17 protein-coding genes, 1 tRNA gene and 1 pseudogene are annotated in these 18467 nt (G+C 68.6%); 16 read left to right on the forward strand and 3 right to left on the reverse strand.

Translation table 11 applies throughout. From position 1 onward, the window contains the following. Positions 1-221: pseudogene (locus tag ACYVE7_RS12880) on the forward strand (hypothetical protein); the annotation flags it as partial. A gap of 201 nt (positions 222-422) precedes the next feature. On the opposite strand, the gene ACYVE7_RS12885 reads toward ACYVE7_RS12880, so the two are convergent. Beyond that, positions 423-1847, reverse strand: coding sequence for an RNA-guided endonuclease InsQ/TnpB family protein (locus ACYVE7_RS12885; RefSeq protein WP_460364877.1), 1425 nt, complete (start codon positions 1845-1847; stop codon positions 423-425). 135 nt (positions 1848-1982) lie between these two features. Here ACYVE7_RS12885 and ACYVE7_RS12890 point away from each other — a divergent pair. Beyond that, positions 1983-2055 (forward strand) — tRNA-Arg (locus tag ACYVE7_RS12890). Between the two features lie 236 nt (positions 2056-2291). On the opposite strand, the gene ACYVE7_RS12895 is transcribed toward ACYVE7_RS12890, so the two are convergent. Then, positions 2292-3137: a helix-turn-helix domain-containing protein gene (locus ACYVE7_RS12895; RefSeq protein ID WP_460364878.1), complete on the reverse strand. Its 846-nt coding sequence runs from the start codon at positions 3135-3137 to the stop codon at positions 2292-2294. Positions 3138-3383: 246 nt separating this feature from the next. On the opposite strand from ACYVE7_RS12895, the gene ACYVE7_RS12900 reads away from it, so the two are divergent. The 5 genes from ACYVE7_RS12900 to ACYVE7_RS12920 all read left to right on the forward strand — a co-directional run bounded on the left by ACYVE7_RS12900 (position 3384) and on the right by ACYVE7_RS12920 (position 9693). Then, positions 3384-3947, forward strand: coding sequence for a sigma-70 family RNA polymerase sigma factor (locus ACYVE7_RS12900; RefSeq protein WP_460364879.1), 564 nt, complete (start codon positions 3384-3386; stop codon positions 3945-3947). 80 nt (positions 3948-4027) lie between these two features. Further along, entirely contained in the window at positions 4028-4435 is a 408-nt protein-coding gene (locus tag ACYVE7_RS12905; RefSeq protein ID WP_460364880.1) for an SSI family serine proteinase inhibitor, read from the forward strand. 115 nt (positions 4436-4550) lie between these two features. Next, on the forward strand, positions 4551-6221 hold the full coding sequence (locus ACYVE7_RS12910; RefSeq protein ID WP_460364881.1) for an alpha/beta hydrolase: 1671 nt from the start codon (positions 4551-4553) through the stop codon (positions 6219-6221). A gap of 121 nt (positions 6222-6342) precedes the next feature. Continuing rightward, positions 6343-7914 carry an alpha/beta hydrolase gene (locus ACYVE7_RS12915; protein WP_460364882.1) on the forward strand — a complete coding sequence of 524 codons (1572 nt, stop codon included), beginning with the start codon at positions 6343-6345 and terminating at the stop codon, positions 7912-7914. 93 nt (positions 7915-8007) lie between these two features. Then, positions 8008-9693 carry an alpha/beta hydrolase gene (locus tag ACYVE7_RS12920; protein WP_460364883.1) on the forward strand — a complete coding sequence of 562 codons (1686 nt, stop codon included), beginning with the start codon at positions 8008-8010 and terminating at the stop codon, positions 9691-9693. A 55-nt stretch (positions 9694-9748) separates the two neighbouring features. Here the strand turns inward: ACYVE7_RS12920 and proS are convergent, their stop codons facing one another. Beyond that, positions 9749-11197, reverse strand: a complete 1449-nt coding sequence (gene proS, locus ACYVE7_RS12925; RefSeq protein WP_460364884.1) for a proline--tRNA ligase — start codon at positions 11195-11197, stop codon at positions 9749-9751. A 116-nt stretch (positions 11198-11313) separates the two neighbouring features. Between proS and ACYVE7_RS12930 the strand changes: the two genes are divergently transcribed. The 9 genes from ACYVE7_RS12930 to ACYVE7_RS12970 all read left to right on the forward strand — a co-directional run. Beyond that, the gene (locus ACYVE7_RS12930; RefSeq protein ID WP_460364885.1) at positions 11314-12282 is read left to right on the forward strand and encodes an ABC transporter permease; all 969 of its coding nucleotides are present in this window, start codon (positions 11314-11316) and stop codon (positions 12280-12282) included. After that, the gene (locus ACYVE7_RS12935; protein ID WP_460364886.1) at positions 12275-13084 is read left to right on the forward strand and encodes an ABC transporter ATP-binding protein; all 810 of its coding nucleotides are present in this window, start codon (positions 12275-12277) and stop codon (positions 13082-13084) included. Before ACYVE7_RS12930 ends, ACYVE7_RS12935 begins: the two co-directional genes overlap by 8 nt. A gap of 47 nt (positions 13085-13131) precedes the next feature. Beyond that, positions 13132-13635 (forward strand): YbhB/YbcL family Raf kinase inhibitor-like protein, encoded by a 504-nt coding sequence (locus ACYVE7_RS12940; RefSeq protein WP_460364887.1) that lies wholly within the window; start codon positions 13132-13134, stop codon positions 13633-13635. A gap of 195 nt (positions 13636-13830) precedes the next feature. Continuing rightward, positions 13831-14535: a DUF998 domain-containing protein gene (locus ACYVE7_RS12945; protein ID WP_460364888.1), complete on the forward strand. Its 705-nt coding sequence runs from the start codon at positions 13831-13833 to the stop codon at positions 14533-14535. Next, the gene (locus tag ACYVE7_RS12950; RefSeq protein WP_460364889.1) at positions 14532-15353 is read left to right on the forward strand and encodes an alpha/beta fold hydrolase; all 822 of its coding nucleotides are present in this window, start codon (positions 14532-14534) and stop codon (positions 15351-15353) included. The genes ACYVE7_RS12945 and ACYVE7_RS12950 overlap by 4 nt, the downstream gene beginning before the upstream one ends. Before the next feature lie 3 nt (positions 15354-15356). Next, complete coding sequence (locus tag ACYVE7_RS12955; RefSeq protein WP_460364890.1) at positions 15357-15725, forward strand: hypothetical protein; 369 nt, start codon at positions 15357-15359, stop codon at positions 15723-15725. 60 nt (positions 15726-15785) lie between these two features. Further along, the gene (locus ACYVE7_RS12960) at positions 15786-16172 is read left to right on the forward strand and encodes a hypothetical protein (protein WP_460364891.1); all 387 of its coding nucleotides are present in this window, start codon (positions 15786-15788) and stop codon (positions 16170-16172) included. A 28-nt stretch (positions 16173-16200) separates the two neighbouring features. Beyond that, positions 16201-17265, forward strand: a complete 1065-nt coding sequence (gene plsX, locus ACYVE7_RS12965; protein ID WP_460364892.1) for a phosphate acyltransferase PlsX — start codon at positions 16201-16203, stop codon at positions 17263-17265. Continuing rightward, on the forward strand, positions 17265-18467 hold a 1203-nt coding region (locus ACYVE7_RS12970; protein WP_460364893.1), incomplete at its 3' end, for an HAD-IC family P-type ATPase. The genes plsX and ACYVE7_RS12970, both read left to right, overlap by 1 nt.

Genomic DNA, 18467 nt, shown 5'->3' on the forward strand with positions numbered 1-18467 from the left:
GAGCCCACCAACCCCCATCACACCCCCCGCGCCAGAACCGGGCGAGGGACCCACGACACCCTCCGCCCGCGCCCTTCCTGCACGCCCACCCCTCCCTGACCCTGACCCTGACCCCGGCCTCGGCCGTCACACTCACCCTGCGCGCCGTCCGCGGGCTGACCACCCGCCAGATCGCCCAGGCCCACCTCGTCCCCAAGGCGACCATGGCCCAGCGCATCGCTCCCGAGGGGAACCCCGCATCAACTTTGCAGCCGGATCCTCACACCACTGTGAGCTAGGACCTTCACCCCTGCCCGGAAGGAAGGCCCTACGCCACCGGTTTGCAGCCAGACCCTCACACCGGCGCTAAACAGGCCTTCACTACTTAAGAACAGGAGGTCCTGCGCACCCGCTTTGCAGCCGGTGGATTCACCGTCCCTTTCTCAGGGATGTCGTTGGACGCGCGGAGCGCGGCCTGGACTTCCCGCCGTAGCAGGGGCAGGTGCGGCGGCACCGGGGTGCCGGTGACGCACTCGCCCCCTAGACGGGCGTTGGTGGCCCGGCCCGGTGCTTCCAGGTCCGGGGTCCGGGACGTGTCCCAGACGTTCGCAGATGGCTCGGCCCTCACGAGCCAGGTTGATCGCGGCATTGAGGTCGCGATCCACTTCGAGACCGCACCCGGAGCAGCGGAGGGCCCGCTCAGAGAGCGGCAACCGCTTGTTCTTCAGACCGCAGCCGCTGCACAGCTTCGTACTCGGGAAGAACGGATCGGCCCGCAGGACGATCCCGCCGTGCCAGGCCGCCTTGTAGCTGACGATCCGGACGAAATTCCCGAACGCCGCATCGGACAGCGACAGCGCGATCTTGTGGTTCCGGAGCATGTAGCGGAGCGTCAGGGTCTCGAAAACGAACCGGTCGTGACTTTTGACCAGTTCGTTCGCCACCCGGTGCTGCTCATGCCGCCTGATCGCGGCCGTCTTCCGGTGATACGCGCCGAGCTTGCGCGCCGCCTTCCTACGCCGCTTCGAACCCTTCATCTTGCGACTGACGGCCTTGGCGCGACGCTTCTCACCCTCGATCCGGCACCGGTGGACGCGAGGCGCGGCAACCCGCCCCCGCTCCACGCCGTCCTCGCCGGCGACCACCACATAGTCGATCAGTCCCAGGTCGACGCCGAGAAACCCGCCAAGATCGCCTTCAGGCCTCGGCGCGTGCCGCCTCTCCGGATGAAGATCGGGGAGCTTGACACAGACCGCCGCGACCCACCGCTCCCCCTCCTGCTTCACCGTGACATACGCGATCTTCGCGCGGGCCTTCGCGGCCGCCCCCTGGTCGTCCACCCCGGAGCGCAGGAGCCGCCGCAGACGTCGCGTGTCCTCCCTGATCCGGACGTCACCGATCTTCGGGATGCGGATCGACCGCACCGCACCGTCCGCGCCCACCCGGACGCCGTTGGTCTGGTTCCTGATCCGGAAGGAGTACGGAGTACGACGCTTCGCCTTGAACTGCGGAAACCCGACCGGCGGGCCGGCCTGCTTCCCGTCCTCGGTCTCCTTGAAGCGCGCCAGAGCCCTGGCGAGGTCGACCACGGTCTCCTCGAAGATGACCGCCGGGACGCCCTTGCGCCAGTCACCGTCCGCGCCGTCGAACTCGGCTCTGCGCCAGGCGTTGATCGTGTTGATGAGATCGATGGACGTCCAGGGGATCCGTGCCGCGAGGTCGCCCGCCTCCCGGGCGTCGAGTCCTTCCTTGACCTTCGCCAGCCCGACGTTCCAGCCCAGCCGTGCCGCACCACCGATGGTGCGGAACTGCTCCTCCTGCTCGGCGGTGGGCCGGAGGGTGAACCGAAAAGCGGCGATGCGTGACATGCCGCCGACCTTAAGTCACATCTTTCGAACTTGTCAGCGAGTTCAGCGAGATCAACCCCCGCGCGAGGCCCACCGAACTCCGCTAAGATGCATCTGCTGAATGCCGATCTCGGCGATGCTCAGCGTTGTGAATTTGCCCCCGTAGCTCAGGGGATAGAGCATCGGTTTCCTAAACCGTGCGCCGCAGGTTCGAATCCTGCCGGGGGCGCAAGAAACCCTGTCTGACCAGCGAAAACGCCGCGTCGGGCAGGGTTTTTTCATGCCCGAATTCGGGGGGTTCGACCCCTCGCAGGAACCAGTGTTCGAGTCCTTACGGAAACGAGGGTTCAGGTCCTCACGGAAACCCGGGTTCGAGGCCTCACGTGGATGGGGTCCGAACCCTCACAGAACAGGTGAGGAGGTTAGGGGGGTGTGGCTGGGGGGTTAGGTGGGGTGGGAGGGGAACTAGAGGGTGGTGATGAGGTGGTCTAGGTGGGCTTGGGTGTCGTCGGGGGTTAGGGCTGTGACGGTGAGGTGGGTCATGGTGCGTTGGTAGGAGTCGACTTCGTCGGGTTTGTCGTATTGGGTGGCGGCGATCTGGGTGGTGACGCAGGCGATGTCCTTGAGGTCCTGGTCGGGGAAGCGCAGGAGGGTGAAGGCGCCGGACTGGGCGGGGTGTTCGGCGGCGCTGTAAGGGAGGAGCTGGAGGGTGACCTGCGGGACGGTGAGCAGGTGGGCGAGCTGGGCGCGGTGGGTGTCGGGGCCGCCGACGGCGCGGTGGAGGGCGGATTCGTCGAGGATGCACCAGAGGCGGGGGCCGTCGGGGCGGAAGAAGGCGGCCTGGCGGGCGGCGGCGAGGGCGACACGGGCGGCCAGTTCGTCTTTGGAGGCTTTGGGGTGGGCGGCGGCAGCGAGGGCGGCGGTGTAGTCGGGGGTTTGGAGGAGTTGGGGGATGAACTGGGGTTCGAAGCAGCGGATGAGGCTGGCTGACTCTTCGAGGCCGAGGTAGGTGGACTGCCAGGCGGGGAGGAGTTCCTGGTAGGGCTGCCACCAGCCGGGGGCGTTGGCGGCGGCGGCGAGTTCGAGGAGGGGGAGGCGTTCGGCGGGGTCGGTGACCTTGTAGAGGGTGAGGAGGTCGGCGACGTCGCGTTCTTTGAAGCCGACGCGGCCGAGTTCGAGGCGGCTGATCTTGCTTTCGGAGGCGCGGATGTGGAAGCCGGCGTCGGCGCGGGAGATGCCTCGGCTTTCGCGGAGGGCGCGGAGCTGGGCGCCGAGTTGCATTCGGCGGGTGATGGAGCCGGTCGACGTCATGACTGGGTGCTGCCTCGCGGTTCGGCGGCCTGTTTGCACGTGCATCTGCACGGGTTCGGCAAGGGTAGCCGAGGTGGTGTGGCGGGGTCCATGGAACCGGCGCTCGTTGCGTGTCCCGGACAAAATTCCGGGGCTTTTGCCCGACTAAGTCGTATTTTCTTGGGCTTTAAGGTGCCTTTGCAGTTGGTATTCCTGCCGGGTGATGCACTGGTTCTGACTCACGTCCGCGCGGGGGGAGGGTTGCCCATGAAGACGATGGAAACGAAGACCGAGCGTTACGAGCGCGATGTTCTGCCGCTCGCCGATCCGCTGTACGCGAGCGCGGTCCGGATGACTCGTAACAGCGCCGACGCCGAGGATCTGGTCCAGGAGACCCTGACGAAGGCGTATGTGAACTTTCATCAGTTCCAGGAGGGTACGAATCTCAAGGCGTGGTTGCACCGGATTCTGACGAACAACTTCATCAACACGTATCGGAAGCGCCAGCGGGAGCCGCAGCGTACGGGCTCGGACGAGCTGGAGACGTGGCAGTTGGCGCAGACGGAGTCGGCGGTGGCGGGGTTGCGCAGCGCTGAGCGTGAGGCGTTGGAGCACATTCCGGACGCGAAGGTGGTGGCGGCGCTGCGTTCGTTGCCGCCTGATTTCCGTAACGCGGTGTATCTGGCGGATGTGGAGGGGTACGCGTACAAGGAGATCGCGGAGATGATGGGGACTCCGATCGGGACGGTGATGTCGCGGTTGCATCGGGGGCGTAAGCAGTTGCGTGAGGCGTTGACGAAGGCGGACGTGCCGGTGGCGCGGGCGGCGTGACGCGGGGGCGCTTCGCGCGTCGGAGCCACACGGTGGAGTGAGATCACTACGCTGTGTGGCTTCTCTCGTGAAGGAGCCTCATGCCTCATCTCACCAAGGCGCTGTTCTGTGGCGCGGTTCTGGCTGTGTCGTTCGTTCCGTCGCCGGTTTTCGCGACGCATCCGGGTCATGGGTCGGTGCTGGAGTTGTCGGTGACGTCCGGTGCGGTGGCGGCCGAGGGTGGTGCGATCTCGTCGTATCGGACGGTGGTGCTGTCGTGTGATCCGCCGGAGGGTCCGCATCCGCGTGCGGTGGAGGCGTGTGCGCGGCTCGCCCGTACGGGCGGCCGGATCGAGTCGGCGCCGGGGGATGTGGCCTGCACGATGGAGTACGTGCCGGTGACGGTGGCGGCGTCGGGGCATTGGCGGGGTGTGCCGGTCCGGTTCCAGCGCACGTACGGCAACGTTTGTGTTGCAAGGGCAACTACGGGCGTGCTGTTTGATTTCTAGACTAATCCCCTTATGCCCGGTTTACCGGTAGGGTCTTCCTCCATCAAGATCTCGCAGGCAGGAGGGCGCCGCCCGTCCGGACGGCCGCCCTCTTCTTGCGCCCGAGGAGGATCAGATGCGCCGTCTCGCCCTTGTGGTGGCGTGCACGGCGACGGGGTTGCTTTCGCTGGCCACTGCGCTGTCTCCGGCAGCCGCCGCCCCTTCGCCGCTGGAAGATTCCGCGTTCAGGGCCGTTCCGAAGCAGAACCTGAAGTGGGTTCCCTGCACGGCGCCCGCGATCAAGAAGGATCCGCGGTTCAAGGCTCTGGAGTGCGCGCGGCTGAAGTCGCCGATGGACTGGAATAAGCCGAACGGTAAGGCCATCGTCATCCAGGTGACGCGGTTGAAGGCCCGTTCGGGGAACCCGAAGGGCGTGGTGTTCACGAACCCGGGCGGTCCGGGTGGCGCGGGCTGGTCGCTGCCGCTGTCGTTCATCGTGACGGGTCAGAACCGGCTGCTGGACAACATGGACGTCATCGGGATCGACGTCCGCGGCACGGGGTACAGCACGCAGACCAAGTGCAACACGGCTTACGGTCCCGGCGGGGTGCTGGATCCGCGGAACCGGTCGAAGGCGAACACGGCGAAGCTGCTGGCGGTGTCGAAGGCGTTCGCGAAGGCGTGCAACAACAACGGCGGGAAGAAGTTCATCCCGACGAAGCTGGTCACGACGGCGCAGACGGTCTACGACCTCGAGTGGCTGCGGATGAACCTGAAGGACTCCAAGGGCGCCCCGGTCAAGAAGATCAACTGGATCGGCTACTCGGGTGGCACGTGGCTGGGCGCGCACTACGCGCGGCGGTGGCCGAAGGCGACCGGGAACTTCGTGCTGGACTCGAACGTCGATTTCACGGCGTCGTGGCAGAGCATCTTCAACCGGCAGCCGAAGGGTTTCCAGCGGCGTTTCACGCAGGATTTCACGCCGTGGGCGGCGAAGTTCAACGGTGACTACAAGCTGGGCACGACCGGCAAGGCGGTGTACGGCCGGTATGAGGCGGTCCGTAAGTTCATCGCGAAGCACGGCCGGGTGCGGCTGATCGACCAGGACGACAAGTCGACGATCATCTATCCGGTGGACGTGGACAACTACGTCGCCCAGAACCTGTACTCCAAGGGCGCGTTCCCGGACATCGCGGGCTTCCTCGGGGCGCTGAACAACGCGTTCTTCCGGGGTAACGGCCGGCTTCAGCACGACGCGAAGTTCACCTACAAGCCGCTGCAGTCGATCGCGCAGGCCGAGGACGCGACGTTCCGCGCGATCACCTGCAACGACACCAAGTACGGGTGGTCGCCGAAGACCCTGGCCGCGAAGTCGGCGGCGGCGGGCAAGCAGTGGCCGCTGATCGGTTTCGCGAAGATCCAGGACCCGTGCGTGTACTGGAAGCGCGCGAAGGTCAGCAAGAAGATGACGTTGCGTCGTCCGGTGGGCAGCGGTCCGCGGCTGCTGATGGTGCAGTCGCGCAACGACCCGGCCACTCCGTGGGAGGGTGCGGCGGCCGCGCACCGCAAGTACAAGAACTCGCGGATGGTGCTGGTCGAGAACGAGGGCGACCACGCGATCTACGGCGCTTACAACGGTTGTGTGGACACGATCGTCGACAACTACATCGTCGACGGTGTGTGGCCGGACAAGGACCAGGTCTGCCAGGGCATCGGCCTGCCGAACCCGCAGGGCGCCGATCAGCGCGGTGTGTCCGGTGAGCGGATCAATCCGGTGCTGTACGCCGAGGAACTCGCGCGGATGTAGCCAAATCCGGCGAACACGCTAATATCCGGCTAAAACTCAGGGGCCCCGGCCGTCACATCGGCCGGGGCCCCGAGTCATCTCCCCTGCTCATTACCCCCTGTGGAGTCCTCCCTTGCGCCGAGTGCTGGCACTCGCGTCGGCCGTCCTGCTGACGCTCTCGATCCTCCCCGTGGAGGCGGCGGCCGCGAAGCCGCGCCCCGCGCTGGAGAAGCAGAAACTCTCCTGGAAGTCCTGCCACCCGACCGCGAAGGTCAAGGCCTACCGCCGCCTCCAGTGCGCGAAGGTCAAGGTCCCGGCGGACTGGAACAAGCCGAAGAACGGCAAGACGATCACGCTGCGGATCAGCCGGCTGAAGGCCACCGGCAAGTCCGAAGGCGTCGTGTTCACCAACCCGGGCGGCCCCGGCGCCGTCGGCTACACGCTGCCGCTGGCGTTCATCGACGCCAAGCGCACCAACGTGCTGCGCCGGATGGACGTCATCGGCATCGACGTCCGCGGCACCGGCTACAGCAAGCAGCTGCACTGCTCGCGGGTGACCGGCGTCAACGGGTTCTCCGACTCGCGGGACCGTTCGGCGAAGAACGTCGCGGAGATGCTGAAGGTCGGCAAGGCCATCGCGAAGTCCTGCCAGTCCGGCGGCGGCGCGTACGGCAAGACGGTCAACACGGTGCAGACCGTGAAGGACCTGGACCTCATCCGGGCCGTCCTCAAGCAGAAGAAGATCAACTGGGTGGGCTACTCGGCCGGCACCTGGCTCGGCGCGTACTACGCGGCCTACTTCCCCAAGCGGACCGGACGGTTCGTGCTGGACTCGGTCGTCGACTTCACCGGTAGCTGGCAGCGGTCGTTCGACCGTCAGCCGCAGGGCTTCGAGCGCCGCTTCCGCGAGGACTTCGCGCCGTTCGCGGCCAAGCACGACGCCGCGTTCGGGCTGGGCGGCAGCGCCGACCAGGTGATCGCGGCGTACGAGAAGATCCGTAAGCGGGTCGTCGACGCCGGCCGTGTGGTCGTCGTGACCGAGGACGACGTCATCGTGCTCTACCCCGACGACATCGACACGATCATCGCGGGCGACCTGTACTCCAAGTACTACTTCCCGGACACCGCGAGCTTCCTGGGCTTCCTGAACATCGTGACCGACCCGGCGCAGGCCGGCCGGGTCCGGCAGCTCGGTTTCGACCCGACGGCCGGCGAGGACCCCACCTTCTTCGCCATCCAGTGCAACGACACCAAGTTCAGCGGCACCTCGGCGAGCGTCGTCAAGAAGACCGAGCAGCTCGGCGCCAAGTACCCGCTGCTGGGCTGGGGCTGGACCGTTCAGCCGTGCCTGAGCTGGAAGCGGCCCGCGCTGTCGCTGAAGCGCCCGAACTTCGCCAAGGGCCCGCGGCTGCTGCTGGTGCAGTCCGAGCACGACCCGGCGACCCCGATCGAGGGCGCCCTGGCCGTCCGGAAGGCCTACAAGAACTCGCGGATGATCACCGTGAAGGGCGAGGGAGACCACGCGATCTACGCCGGTGACAACGCCTGCGTCGACAAGCTGGTCGAGTCGTACCTGCTGGACGGCAAGTGGCCGGCCAAGGACGCCTCCTGCGACGGCTACCGCCCGAACGGGATGCGGACCTTCCGCCAGAACGGCGCCGTGACGTCGAACGCGCTGCTGAGGAACCAGGAAATCGCACAGCTTCTTAACTAAGCACCGCGAATCATCCTTTAACCTCCTGTTACTTCATGAGAAGGGCCCCGGCCGGCAAGGTCGGGGCCCTTCGCCCTGTTCGGAGGTCCTTCCTTGCCCCGTCTCCTCCCCCTCGCGGGGGCCGCGGCCCTGTTCCTCGGCCTGCTGTCGCCCGTCGCGGCTGACGCCGCCGTCCCGGCCCGCCTCCCCGCGCAGAAGATCGCCTGGGAGAAGTGCTTCACTCCCCCTCAGGACACGCCGCCCGAGGAGATGGGCGACGACGCCCGCCTCGAATGCGCCGTCTACGAGGCGCCGCTCGACTGGTCGCGTCCCGACGGCCAGCAGATCAAGCTGTTCGTCACCCGGATGCCCGCCAGGAACGGCAAGCCCAAGGGCGCGGTGTTCACCAACCCCGGCGGCCCCGGCGCGTACGGCGCGGCCATGCCGCTGATGTTCGCCTACACCAAGGGCTCCCGCCTCGCCGAGGAGATGGACGTCTACGGCCTCGACGTCCGCGGCACCGACATGCTGACCTGCGGCGACAACTTCCACGGCGGTGAGCTCGACCCCCGCGACCGCAGGGCCAAGAACGTCAAGAAGCTGCTCAAGGCCGCCCGCGACACCGCGAAGGCGTGCCAGAAACTCCGCGAGCAGCGGTACGTGACGACCGCGCAGACCGTCCGCGACCTCGACCTGCTCCGCTCCCTCATCGGCCAGCACAAGATCCACTGGATTGGTTACTCCGGCGGGAGCTGGCTCGGCGCGCACTACGCCGCCCAGTTCCCCGCCCACACCGGCCGGTTCGTGCTCGACTCCAACGTCGAGTTCACCGGCCGCTGGCAGGACGCCTTCAACCTGCAGCCCCGCGGGTTCGAACGCCGCTTCCGCAAGGACTTCGCGGGATGGGCCGCCCGCCACCACAGGACACTCAAGCTCGGCAGGACCGCCAAGAAGGTCATCGCGACCTACGAGGGCATCCGCAAGGATATCGTCCGTGAACCGCTCCCCTTCATGGGCTCCGAACTGCGCCCCTCCGACGTCGACTACATGATCGCCGGCGCGATGTACACGAAGGAGGCGTTCCCGCAGGTCGCGGCGCTCCTGGCGACCCTGCGCCGCTACACCGGGCTCAAGCCGAACGGCCGCGCCGCCGCCGCCTCCACCCTCGACGAGGCGATCACCCGGCTGCGCTCCCTCAACACCCCGCTGCTGGCCGCCACCGACGACGAGGACGGCGAAGAAGGCGAGGAGCCGCCCCGCGACTCCCAGGACGCCACCTTCTACGCGATCACCTGCAACGACACCCCGCACCGCGGCACCCCCCAGCGGCTGGCCGCCGACAGCGCGAAACTCGGCCGCGCCTACCCGCTGATCGGCTGGAGCACGATCAACGACCCGTGCCAGTACTGGAAGCGCCCCGCCACCGGACCGAAGCTCAAGCGGCCCGGCCGGAACCTGGCGACCGTCCTGATGGTGCAGTCGGCGCACGACCCCGCCACCCCCTACGAAGGCGCGCTGAAAGCCCACCGGGCGCTGAAGAACTCCCGGATGCTGACGGTCACCGGCGAAGGCGACCACGGCGTCTATCTGAGCGGCAACAAGTGCGTCGACCGGACCGTCGACGCCTACCTGATCGACGGGAAAGCGCCCAAGAAGAAGGACGTCTCCTGCAAGGGGACGCCCCTGCCGAAGAAGGCCTATGGCCCCGGCGGCGAACCGTTCTTCGGATTCGGACTGCGCTCCGGCAACCCGATCCAGCGGCTCGGCCTGTTCATCGAGAAGTTCACCTTCACGAAGTAGAACGGTAAAGAGAAAGGCCCCGGCCGTCGGGCCGGGGCCTTTCTTCGCTTCTCGCTCAGTACGACTTGCCGAAGATGACGCGCTTGCCGTAAGCGGACGGCTCGCCGCACCGCACGCACACACCCTCGTCGGGCTCGCCCGCCTCGGGGATGCAGCGCGGGGTGGCGGCCGTCTCGGCCTTGATGTCGTCCTCGCAGACCGTCCGGCCGCAGTGCAGGGCGACCGCCCAGCCCTGCCCGACCTGCGCGGCGAACGCCGCCCAGTCGTCGACGGCCGCGGTGCGCTCGTCCCGGAACGCCTCCGCCCGGCGCAGCAGGAACTCCTGGAAGTCCGCCAGGACACCCGGGATCACCGCGGCCACCTCCGCGAGCGGCACGAGCTCCTTGCCCTGCCCCTCGACGGTCGGCAGCCGCCGCGCCATGGTGACGACACCGTTGTCGATGTCGCGCATCCCCAGCTCCAGCCGGACCGGGACGCCCCGCATCTCCCAGTCGTTGAACTTGAAGCCCGGCGACAGCTGCGGACGCTTGTCGTCCACGAACACCCGCACCCCGGCCGCCCGCAGCTCCGCCGCGATCTCGTGGGCCCTGGCGGCCGTCGCCTCGGCCTGCTCCTTGCGGCCCAGCGGCACGATCACCACCTGGTAGGGCGCCAGGTTCGGCGGGAACACCAGGCCCTTGTCGTCGCCATGCGTCATGATCACGCCGCCGATCATGCGGGTGGACATGCCCCACGACGTCGTGTGCGCCAAGGTCAGCTCACCGTCGGCGTCCTGGTACTGGATCTCGAACGCCTTCGCGAAGTTCGTGCCGAGGTAGTGCGAGGTCCCGGCCTGCAGGGCGCGGCCGTCCCGCATCATGCCCTCGATCGTGTACGTGCGGACGGCGCCCGCGAACCGCTCACCCGGGGTCTTCTCGCCCTTGACGACCGGCATCGCCGCCAGTTCGCGCGCCACCTTCTCATAGGTGTCCAGCGCCCAGAGGGTCTCCTTCATCGCGTCGGCCTCGTCGGCGTGCGCGGTGTGGCCCTCCTGCCACAGGAACTCCGTGGTCCGCAGGAACATCCGGGGCCGCATCTCCCAGCGGACCACGTTCGCCCACTGGTTCAGCAGCAGCGGAAGATCACGGTGTGAGTCGATCCACTTGGCCATGTACTCGCCGATGACCGTCTCGGACGTCGGCCGCACGACCAGCGGCTCCTCCAGCTCCTTGCCGCCCGCGTGGGTCACCACGGCCAGCTCGGGCGAGAAGCCCTCGACGTGCTCTGCCTCACGCTTCAGATAGCTCTCCGGGATGAACATCGGGAAGCACGCGTTCTCATGCCCCGACGCCTTGATCCGGCCGTCGAGGTCGGCCTGGATCAGCTCCCAGATCCGGAACCCGTAAGGCCGGATCACCATCGTCCCGCGCACCGGGCCACGATCGACGAGCTGCGCCTGAATGACGACCTCGTTGTACCAGGCCGAAAAATCTTCGCTCTGCGGGGTTACACCTTCACGACTCACATAGGCGAGGTTACCGCTCTCCGATAGATAGCCTGGCGGTGTCCGTACGACGCCAGAAAAGATCTCATGTTGTTCAAAGTCCCATGCGTGCCTTCCGAGGCAATAAGCTCAGCGCCATGAGTCACCCGGAACGGCCCGGAAGCGGCCCGGCCGGCACCCTCCAGCCCCCCGCGACCGTCGCGTACAAGGCCGGCGGTTCGCTGGCCGACTACGCGCGGCAACACGGCCTCACCCAGAGCGCGGCCAGGCCCGGCGTCGTCCAGTACATCAAGGACGTCGCCCAGCGCCGGCACTTCATCTGGGCGTTCGCCTCGTCCAAGAGCATCTCGATGTACACCTCGTCGAAGCTCGGACAGCTCTGGCAGGTGCTGACGCCGCTGCTCAACGCGGGCGTTTACTTCTTGATCTTCGGCGTCCTGCTGGCGCAGAAGGCGAACTTCCCCGACTACGTCCCGTGGCTGGTCGCGGGCGTGTTCCTGTTCTCCTTCACCCAGCGGTCCGTGACGGCAGGCGCCAAGTCGATCGGCGGCAACCTGTCGCTGATCCGGGCGCTGCACTTCCCCAGGGCCACCCTGCCGCTGGCGTTCACGGTCGTGGAGGCCCAGCAGCTCGTCGTCGCGCTCGGCGTGCTGGTCGTGGTGGTGCTCGGCTTCGGTGTGATGCCGGCCCTGACGTGGCTCCTGGTCATCCCCGTCCTGGTGCTCCAGTTCGCGTTCAACATCGGGCTCAGCCTGATGGTCGCCAGGATCGGCGCGTTCACCCGCGACATCACCCAGCTCATCCCGTTCATCCTGCGGACCTGGCTGTACGCCTCCGGGATCATCTTCGCGATCGGCTCGCTCGCCGAGAAGAACCAGACGGTCAAGGACAACCCGTGGATCAAGGACCTGCTCGAGGCCAACCCGGGGTACGTCTACCCCGAGCTGGTCCGCCAGAACCTGATCCCCGACTACGCGGCCTCGCAGCTGTCGTCGCACAACGTCGAAGGCCGGCTCTGGATCTACGCGGCGTTCTGGGCCGTCGTCGTCCTGGTGGGTGGTTTCTACTGGTTCTACCGGGCCGAGGAGAGGTACGGACGTGGCTGAGACCAAGCAGCGCCCCCGTCCCGTGGAGAACCCCGTGCAGATCGACCCCGACCGCGAGCCGACGGTCGTCGTCGACGACCTCCACATCGTCTACAAGGTGTACGGCGCCGGCGGTGAACGCGGCACCGGGGCCAGCGCCCTGCTGCGCGTCCTGCGCCGCCGCGACCGGCCCCAGACCACCGAGGTCCACGCCGTCAAGGGCGTTTCGTTCGTCGCCTACAAGGGCGACGCCATCGGGATCATCGGCACCAACGGCTCCGGCAAGTCGACCCTGCTCAAGGCCATCGCCGGGCTGCTGCCCCCGCACAGCGGAGGCGTCTACACCGACGGCCAGCCGTCGCTGCTGGGCGTCGGCGCCGCCCTCATGAAGGACCTGACGGGCGAACGGAACATCATCCTCGGCTGCCTGGCCATGGGCCTGTCCCCCGACGAGACCAAGGCCAAGTACCAGGAGATCGTCGACTTCGCCGGACTGAAGCCCGGGTTCATCAAGTACCCGATGAACACCTACTCCTCCGGCATGGGCGCCCGGCTGCGGTTCGCGATCGCCGCCGCCCGCACCCACGACGTCCTCCTCATCGACGAGGCCCTCGCCACCGGCGACGCCAAGTTCAAACGCCGCAGCAAAGCCAAGATCGAGCAGCTCCGCAAGGACGCCGGCGCGGTCTTCCTCGTCGCCCACCAGCTCGACGTCGTCGAGGAGACCTGCAACCGGGTCCTCTGGCTCGACGACGGCAAGATCGTCATGGACGGCGACCCGCACGACGTGATCGCCGCCTACACCGAGGCGACCGGCAAGTAAGCCTTCTAGAGTGGCCTCCATCCGAACCGTGATGGAGGCCACTTCTCATGTCCGCACCCATCCCCTACGACTTCCTGCCGCCCGTCCCGTCCTTCACCCTGACCAGCGAGGACGTGCAGGACGGCGGCGTTCTCGGCCCCGACCAGGTCTTCGACGACTGGGGCCACTCCGGCGGCAACATCTCGCCGCAGCTCGCCTGGTCGGGTTTCCCCGAGGGCACCCGGAGCTTCGCGATCACCGTCTTCGACCCCGACGCGCCCACCGGCAGCGGCTTCTGGCACTGGCTGACCTGGGACATCCCGGCCGGAGTCACCGAAGTGAAACGCGGCACCGGCAAGATCGGGCCGACGGGCCGCAACGACTACGGGCAGAACGCGTTCGGCGGGGCCGGGCCGCCCCCGGGACGCACCCACCGGTACGTGTTTGCCGTCCACGCCCTCGACGTGCCCGAACTGGGCGTCCCCGAGGACGCGCCCGCCGCGCAGATCGGCTTCAACATCACCGCCCACACCCTGGGCCGCGCCTACCTCGTGGCGTCCTACGGGGCCTGAACGGCCCGACAGCGTGAAAACACGGAGACGGTCCCCCACCCGGATTTGCGGTCTGCCCAGGAGGACCGTCCCCGTGCCACCCTTTTCGACCCGGCTGCAAGGTGACGAAATCAGGTCATCCTCACCTTGCAGTGCGCCGCTATCAATCGGCTACCGGTCCCGCGCCCCCGCCCGCCCGGATCTAGACTTCCGGTTATGGAGGACGAGCCGGGGCGGGTGCCGAGGGGTGTGGCCTGGCTGGCCGCGCTGGCGGCCGTCACGTACTCCTCGTGGGTGCTGGGCTTCCTGCTCCGTCCCGGCCTTGACTTCGTGGACGGCTATGTCAGCGAGCTGTCGGCCACCGACCAGCCGCTGCACCTGGTGTTCTCCGGCGGCGACCTGATCACCGGCGTGATCATGATCGGGGTTTCGGTCTACGCGCTGGTCGAGCTGCGGCGCAGGCCCTGGGCGGTCGCCGGCTGGAGCTTTCTGCTGGCGTTCGGCTGCTGGGCGATCGGCGACGCCGTGTTCTCGATGGACTGCGCCCCCAGCATGGACACCGCGTGCGCGCTCCGCGAACGGGCCGGACGGCTGTCGTTCTCCCACGCCTTCCACTCGGTGACCAGCTCGATGGTGATCGGCTGCGGAATCGCGGCGCTGCTGTGCCTGTCGGTCGCGGCCCGCCGCTACGGCTGGTGGCCCGCCCTGGCCCGCTGGGGATGGCTGCTGGCGATCGTGGAAGCGGCCGCGGCGGGCGGCACGCTGGTGCTGATGTGGGCGGGCCGCTGGCTCGGCCTGGTCCAGCGGATCCAGATCACCATCCTCTGCCTCGGGCTGTTCCTGATCGCGTGGGCGCTGTGGGAGCGGCCCAAGGCCCGCGCCACCCGTCCGGCGGACGACGAGGCGAAGGCCGTCCTGTGATCGTCGCCGGGGTCCACGCCGTCGCGTCCGGGCCGGCCGACGGGCCTGCGGTGCTGGTCAGCAGCGGTCTGGGCGGCGCCTGGTTCGACTGGGACGCCGTGGTGGGCCTGCTCCCGCGGGCGCGGGTGCTGGTGTTCGACCGTCCCGGGCTCGGCGCGAGCCCCGCTTCACCGCAGATCCCCAGCCTGCGCCGCGAGGTCGACCTGCTGCGGGCGCTGGCCGAACGGGCCGGCGCCCCCGTCGTCCTGGTCGCCCACTCGATGGCCGCGTTCCACGCCGAGGCGTTCGCACGGATCTTCCCCGAACTGGTCCGCGCGCTGGTGCTGGTCGACCCGAGCTGCGAGGAGCACGCGCCGCCCCGCACCCATCTGACGGCCCTGGTCGCCCCCGCCGCCGGACTGGCGGGACGGGCGCTGGAGATCACCCGGCTGCCGCGGCTGTGCGCGCCCTGGGGCCGCCGGTCCGCGCTCCGGCTGGTCAGCGCCGCGGGCGACCGGACGACCCCGCCGGAGATCATCAGAGCGGTCTACGGGCGGGGCGCGGTCTGGGCGGCGATGCTCGCCGAGAACACCGCCTACCCGGAGATGGCCGCCGACCTCCTCGCGCTCCGCGCCCGGCACCCCTTCCCCAAGATCCCCCTCGAGGTGATCACGGCGCTGGGCGACCTCGATCAGGACGACGCCTGGCCCGCCCTCCACCAGCGCCTGGCCGCCCTCAGCCCGAACGGCCGCCAGACCCTGCTACCCCGCTCCCGCCACATGGTCATGCTGGACGCCCCGGACGCCGTGGCCCAGGCCGTCCGCCGGGTACTCTCCTGAACCATGCCCCGCGCCCTCGTGCTGTTCGCCGTCCTGCTGCTGACGGCGGGCTGCGCCGAGGAGCGGGCGGTCACCGAGAAGGTCTCCGAAGGGGCGCTGGAAGTCGCCACCGGCAACGGCAGCGTCGCCGAACTGAAGGCGCTCGGCTACCGGGTCAAGGGCGGCCTGGACTGCCGGACAGCCTCAGGGAACACCCTCGCCGACGTCCGGATCACCTGCACCGGCAGCACCCGCGACGGCCGTCCCGTCCGGGTCGAGGGCACCGCCGCCAAGGCCGACACCGACCACCCCGAACAGAACTTCGTGATCACCGTGGGCGGGGTGCGGGTGCTCAGCAAGGACTGCCTGGCGACCGGCTGCAAAGATAAATGATCTTGCAAAGCCCCGGTAGCGCCGGTGTGGCGGGGATCGCGGCGGGTGACAGTACCGGGCGTGACGAAGAAGAAACTGCTGATCGCCGGTGTCGGCGGCATGATCGTGACCGCTCTCGTGGTGGCCGTCGCCATGGTGTTCGTGTTCAACAGTTCGGTGCGCTACGAGACGCAGGCACAGATGCTCGCCTCCGTCCCGACCAGCGCCGGCGCTGAGCTCGACGGCCGTGGCACCAAGCTGTCAGGTCCGCTGACCTGTACGACGCTGCCCGAGTCCAACGCGAAGAAATGGCTGGTCGGCTGCGAGGGCGAGACCACGGGCGCCAAGAGCGTCCAGGTCTTCGGCGCGACCCTCGTGGACGACGAACGCGAATACTATTCGATCTTGGTCGATGGCAAGCCCGTCGTCAAGAACGCGCGGTGCCTGGGTGCAGACTGCAAGGACTGACCTCACCGAACGTCCTTGAGGAGACTCCTTGGCCGCCACCCCGGCTCTGCCCGTCGCGCTCGACTGCATGGGCGGCGACCACGCACCCCGCGAGATCGTCGCGGGGGCTGTCGCCGCCCACACCGAGCACGACGTGCCGCTGATCCTGGTGGGCCCCGCCCGCCGGATCCGGGGCCTGCTGGCCGAGCACGGGGTCGCGGGGCAGATCCCGATCGTCCACACCGACGAGTCGCTCGACATGGACGAGGGCGCCCTGGCGTCGTGGCGCAAACCCCGCTCGACCGTCGCGATCGCCTGCGAGCTGATCCGGCACGGGAAGGCGGGCGCGCTGGTGTCGGCCGGTTCGACCGCGGGGGTCGTCGCGACGTCCGCGGTCCGGCTGAAGTCCGCGGCGGGCATCCTGCGGCCCGCCATCGCCGTGACCCTGCCCACACAGCCGCACCCCACCGTCCTGCTCGACGCGGGCGCCACCGCCGACGCCAAGCCCGAGATGCTCGTCCAGTTCGCGATGCTCGGCACCGCCTACGCCCAGATCCGGCTGGGCGTGCCGCGCCCCAGGGTCGGGCTGCTGACCATCGGCGCGGAGGCCGGCAAAGGCAACCGGCTCGCCAAAAAGGCCCATGAGCTGCTGGAGGCGTCGCCGCTGGAGTTCGCGGGCAACGTCGAAGGCCACGATCTGCTGCGCGGACGCGTCGACGTGATCGTCACCGACGGGTTCACCGGCAACGTCGCCCTCAAGACCATGGAGGGCACGATCCGGGTCGCGGTCGACGAGCTCAAGCAGGCGCTCACCGCGAGCCGCACCGCGAAACTCGGCGCCGTCCTGCAACGCAAGGAACTCACGGCGCTCACGGCCCGTTTCGACAGTGAGACCTACGGCGGCGGCGTGCTGCTCGGGCTGAACGGCGCCGTCGTCATCGCGCACGGCGCGGCCAAGGCCAAGGGCATCGCCGCGGCCTGCCGGCTCGGCTACGACCTGTCGTCCGGCGGTCTCACCGACCGGGTGAAAGACCAGCTCCACACGGCGTCCAAGCCGTCCAGATTCGCTCGCAGACCCCCGGCGGAGGAGCAGCGCGACCCGGGGGGATCTTGATGGGTGGTCAGGCGGGGCTGACGTCGGCGCAGGTCGCCGAGCGGCGGGCGACAGGCCGCACCAACGACGTCGAGCACCGCAGCAGCCGCAGCGTCGCCGAGATCGTCCGGGCGAACGTGTTCACCCGGTTCAACGCGCTGATCGGCGTGCTCTGCGTCCTCGTCCTGCTCTTCGGGGCCTGGCAGGACGCCCTGTTCGGCGGGATCATCGTCGCCAACACGGCCATCGGCATCATCCAGGAGCTCCGCGCCAAACGCACCCTCGACAAGCTGGCCGTGGTCGGCGAGCAGAAGGTCAAGGTCGTCCGCGACGGCCGTGAGGAATCCATCGAGCAGCGCGAGATCGTCCTGGACGACCTGATCCTGCTGGAGACCGGCGACCGGCTCGTCGTCGACGGGACCGTCGTGTCGTCCCGCTCCCTGGAGATCGACGAGTCGCTGCTCACCGGCGAAGCCGACCCCGTCCACAAGAACCCCGGCGACCAGGCCCAGTCCGGCAGCTTCGTGGTGGCGGGCGGCGGCTCGTTCACCGCCACCAAGGTCGGCCACGACGCCTACGCGGCGGTGCTCGTCGCCGAGGCCAGCCAGTTCAAACTCGCCCAGTCCGAACTCCAGCAGGGCATCAACCGGTTCCTGAGACTGGTCACCTGGCTGCTCGTCCCGGTCGGGCTGCTGCTGGTGGTCAGCCAGTTCGTGGTCAACCGCAACGACTTCGGGCAGGCCGTGGTCAGCGCCGTCGCCGGGGTCGTCACCATGATCCCCGAGGGGCTGGTGCTGATGACCAGCATCGCGTTCGCCGTCGGGGTGGTGCGGCTCGGCCGCCGCGACTGCCTCGTCCAGGAACTGCCCGCGATCGAGGGGCTCGCCCGGGTCGACGTGCTGTGCGTCGACAAGACCGGCACCCTCACCGAACCCGGCATGGACCTGGCCGAGTTCCGGGTCCTCCGCGACGACCTGCCCGCCAGGACGGCCGTCGCGGCGCTCGTCGCGTCCGACCCGTCGCCCAACCCGACCCTGCGGGCCGTCGCCGAGGCGCTGCCCGCCGAACCAGGCGACGGCTGGCTGCTCGACAAGGCCGTCCCGTTCTCCAGCGCCCGCAAATGGAGCGGCGCGTCGTTCAAAGGCGAAGGCGACTGGGTGCTCGGCGCCGCCGACGTCCTGCTGCCCGCCGACGACCCCGCCCGCGCCGAAGCCGAACGGCTC

The sequence above is a fragment of the Actinocorallia lasiicapitis genome, from assembly GCF_054778695.1.

Excerpts from the sequence above, each read along its gene's own strand:
- ACYVE7_RS12940 (WP_460364887.1), top strand. The coding sequence starts at position 13,132 with ATGTCCGCACCCATCCCCTACGACTTCCTGCCGCCCGTCCCGTCCTTC.
- ACYVE7_RS12900 (WP_460364879.1), top strand. The coding sequence starts at position 3,384 with ATGAAGACGATGGAAACGAAGACCGAGCGTTACGAGCGCGATGTTCTG.
- ACYVE7_RS12895 (WP_460364878.1), bottom strand. The coding sequence starts at position 3,137 with ATGACGTCGACCGGCTCCATCACCCGCCGAATGCAACTCGGCGCCCAG.
- ACYVE7_RS12930 (WP_460364885.1), top strand. The coding sequence starts at position 11,314 with ATGAGTCACCCGGAACGGCCCGGAAGCGGCCCGGCCGGCACCCTCCAG.
- ACYVE7_RS12945 (WP_460364888.1), top strand. The coding sequence starts at position 13,831 with ATGGAGGACGAGCCGGGGCGGGTGCCGAGGGGTGTGGCCTGGCTGGCC.
- ACYVE7_RS12955 (WP_460364890.1), top strand. The coding sequence starts at position 15,357 with ATGCCCCGCGCCCTCGTGCTGTTCGCCGTCCTGCTGCTGACGGCGGGC.
- ACYVE7_RS12905 (WP_460364880.1), top strand. The coding sequence starts at position 4,028 with ATGCCTCATCTCACCAAGGCGCTGTTCTGTGGCGCGGTTCTGGCTGTG.
- ACYVE7_RS12885 (WP_460364877.1), bottom strand. The coding sequence starts at position 1,847 with ATGTCACGCATCGCCGCTTTTCGGTTCACCCTCCGGCCCACCGCCGAG.
- ACYVE7_RS12910 (WP_460364881.1), top strand. The coding sequence starts at position 4,551 with ATGCGCCGTCTCGCCCTTGTGGTGGCGTGCACGGCGACGGGGTTGCTT.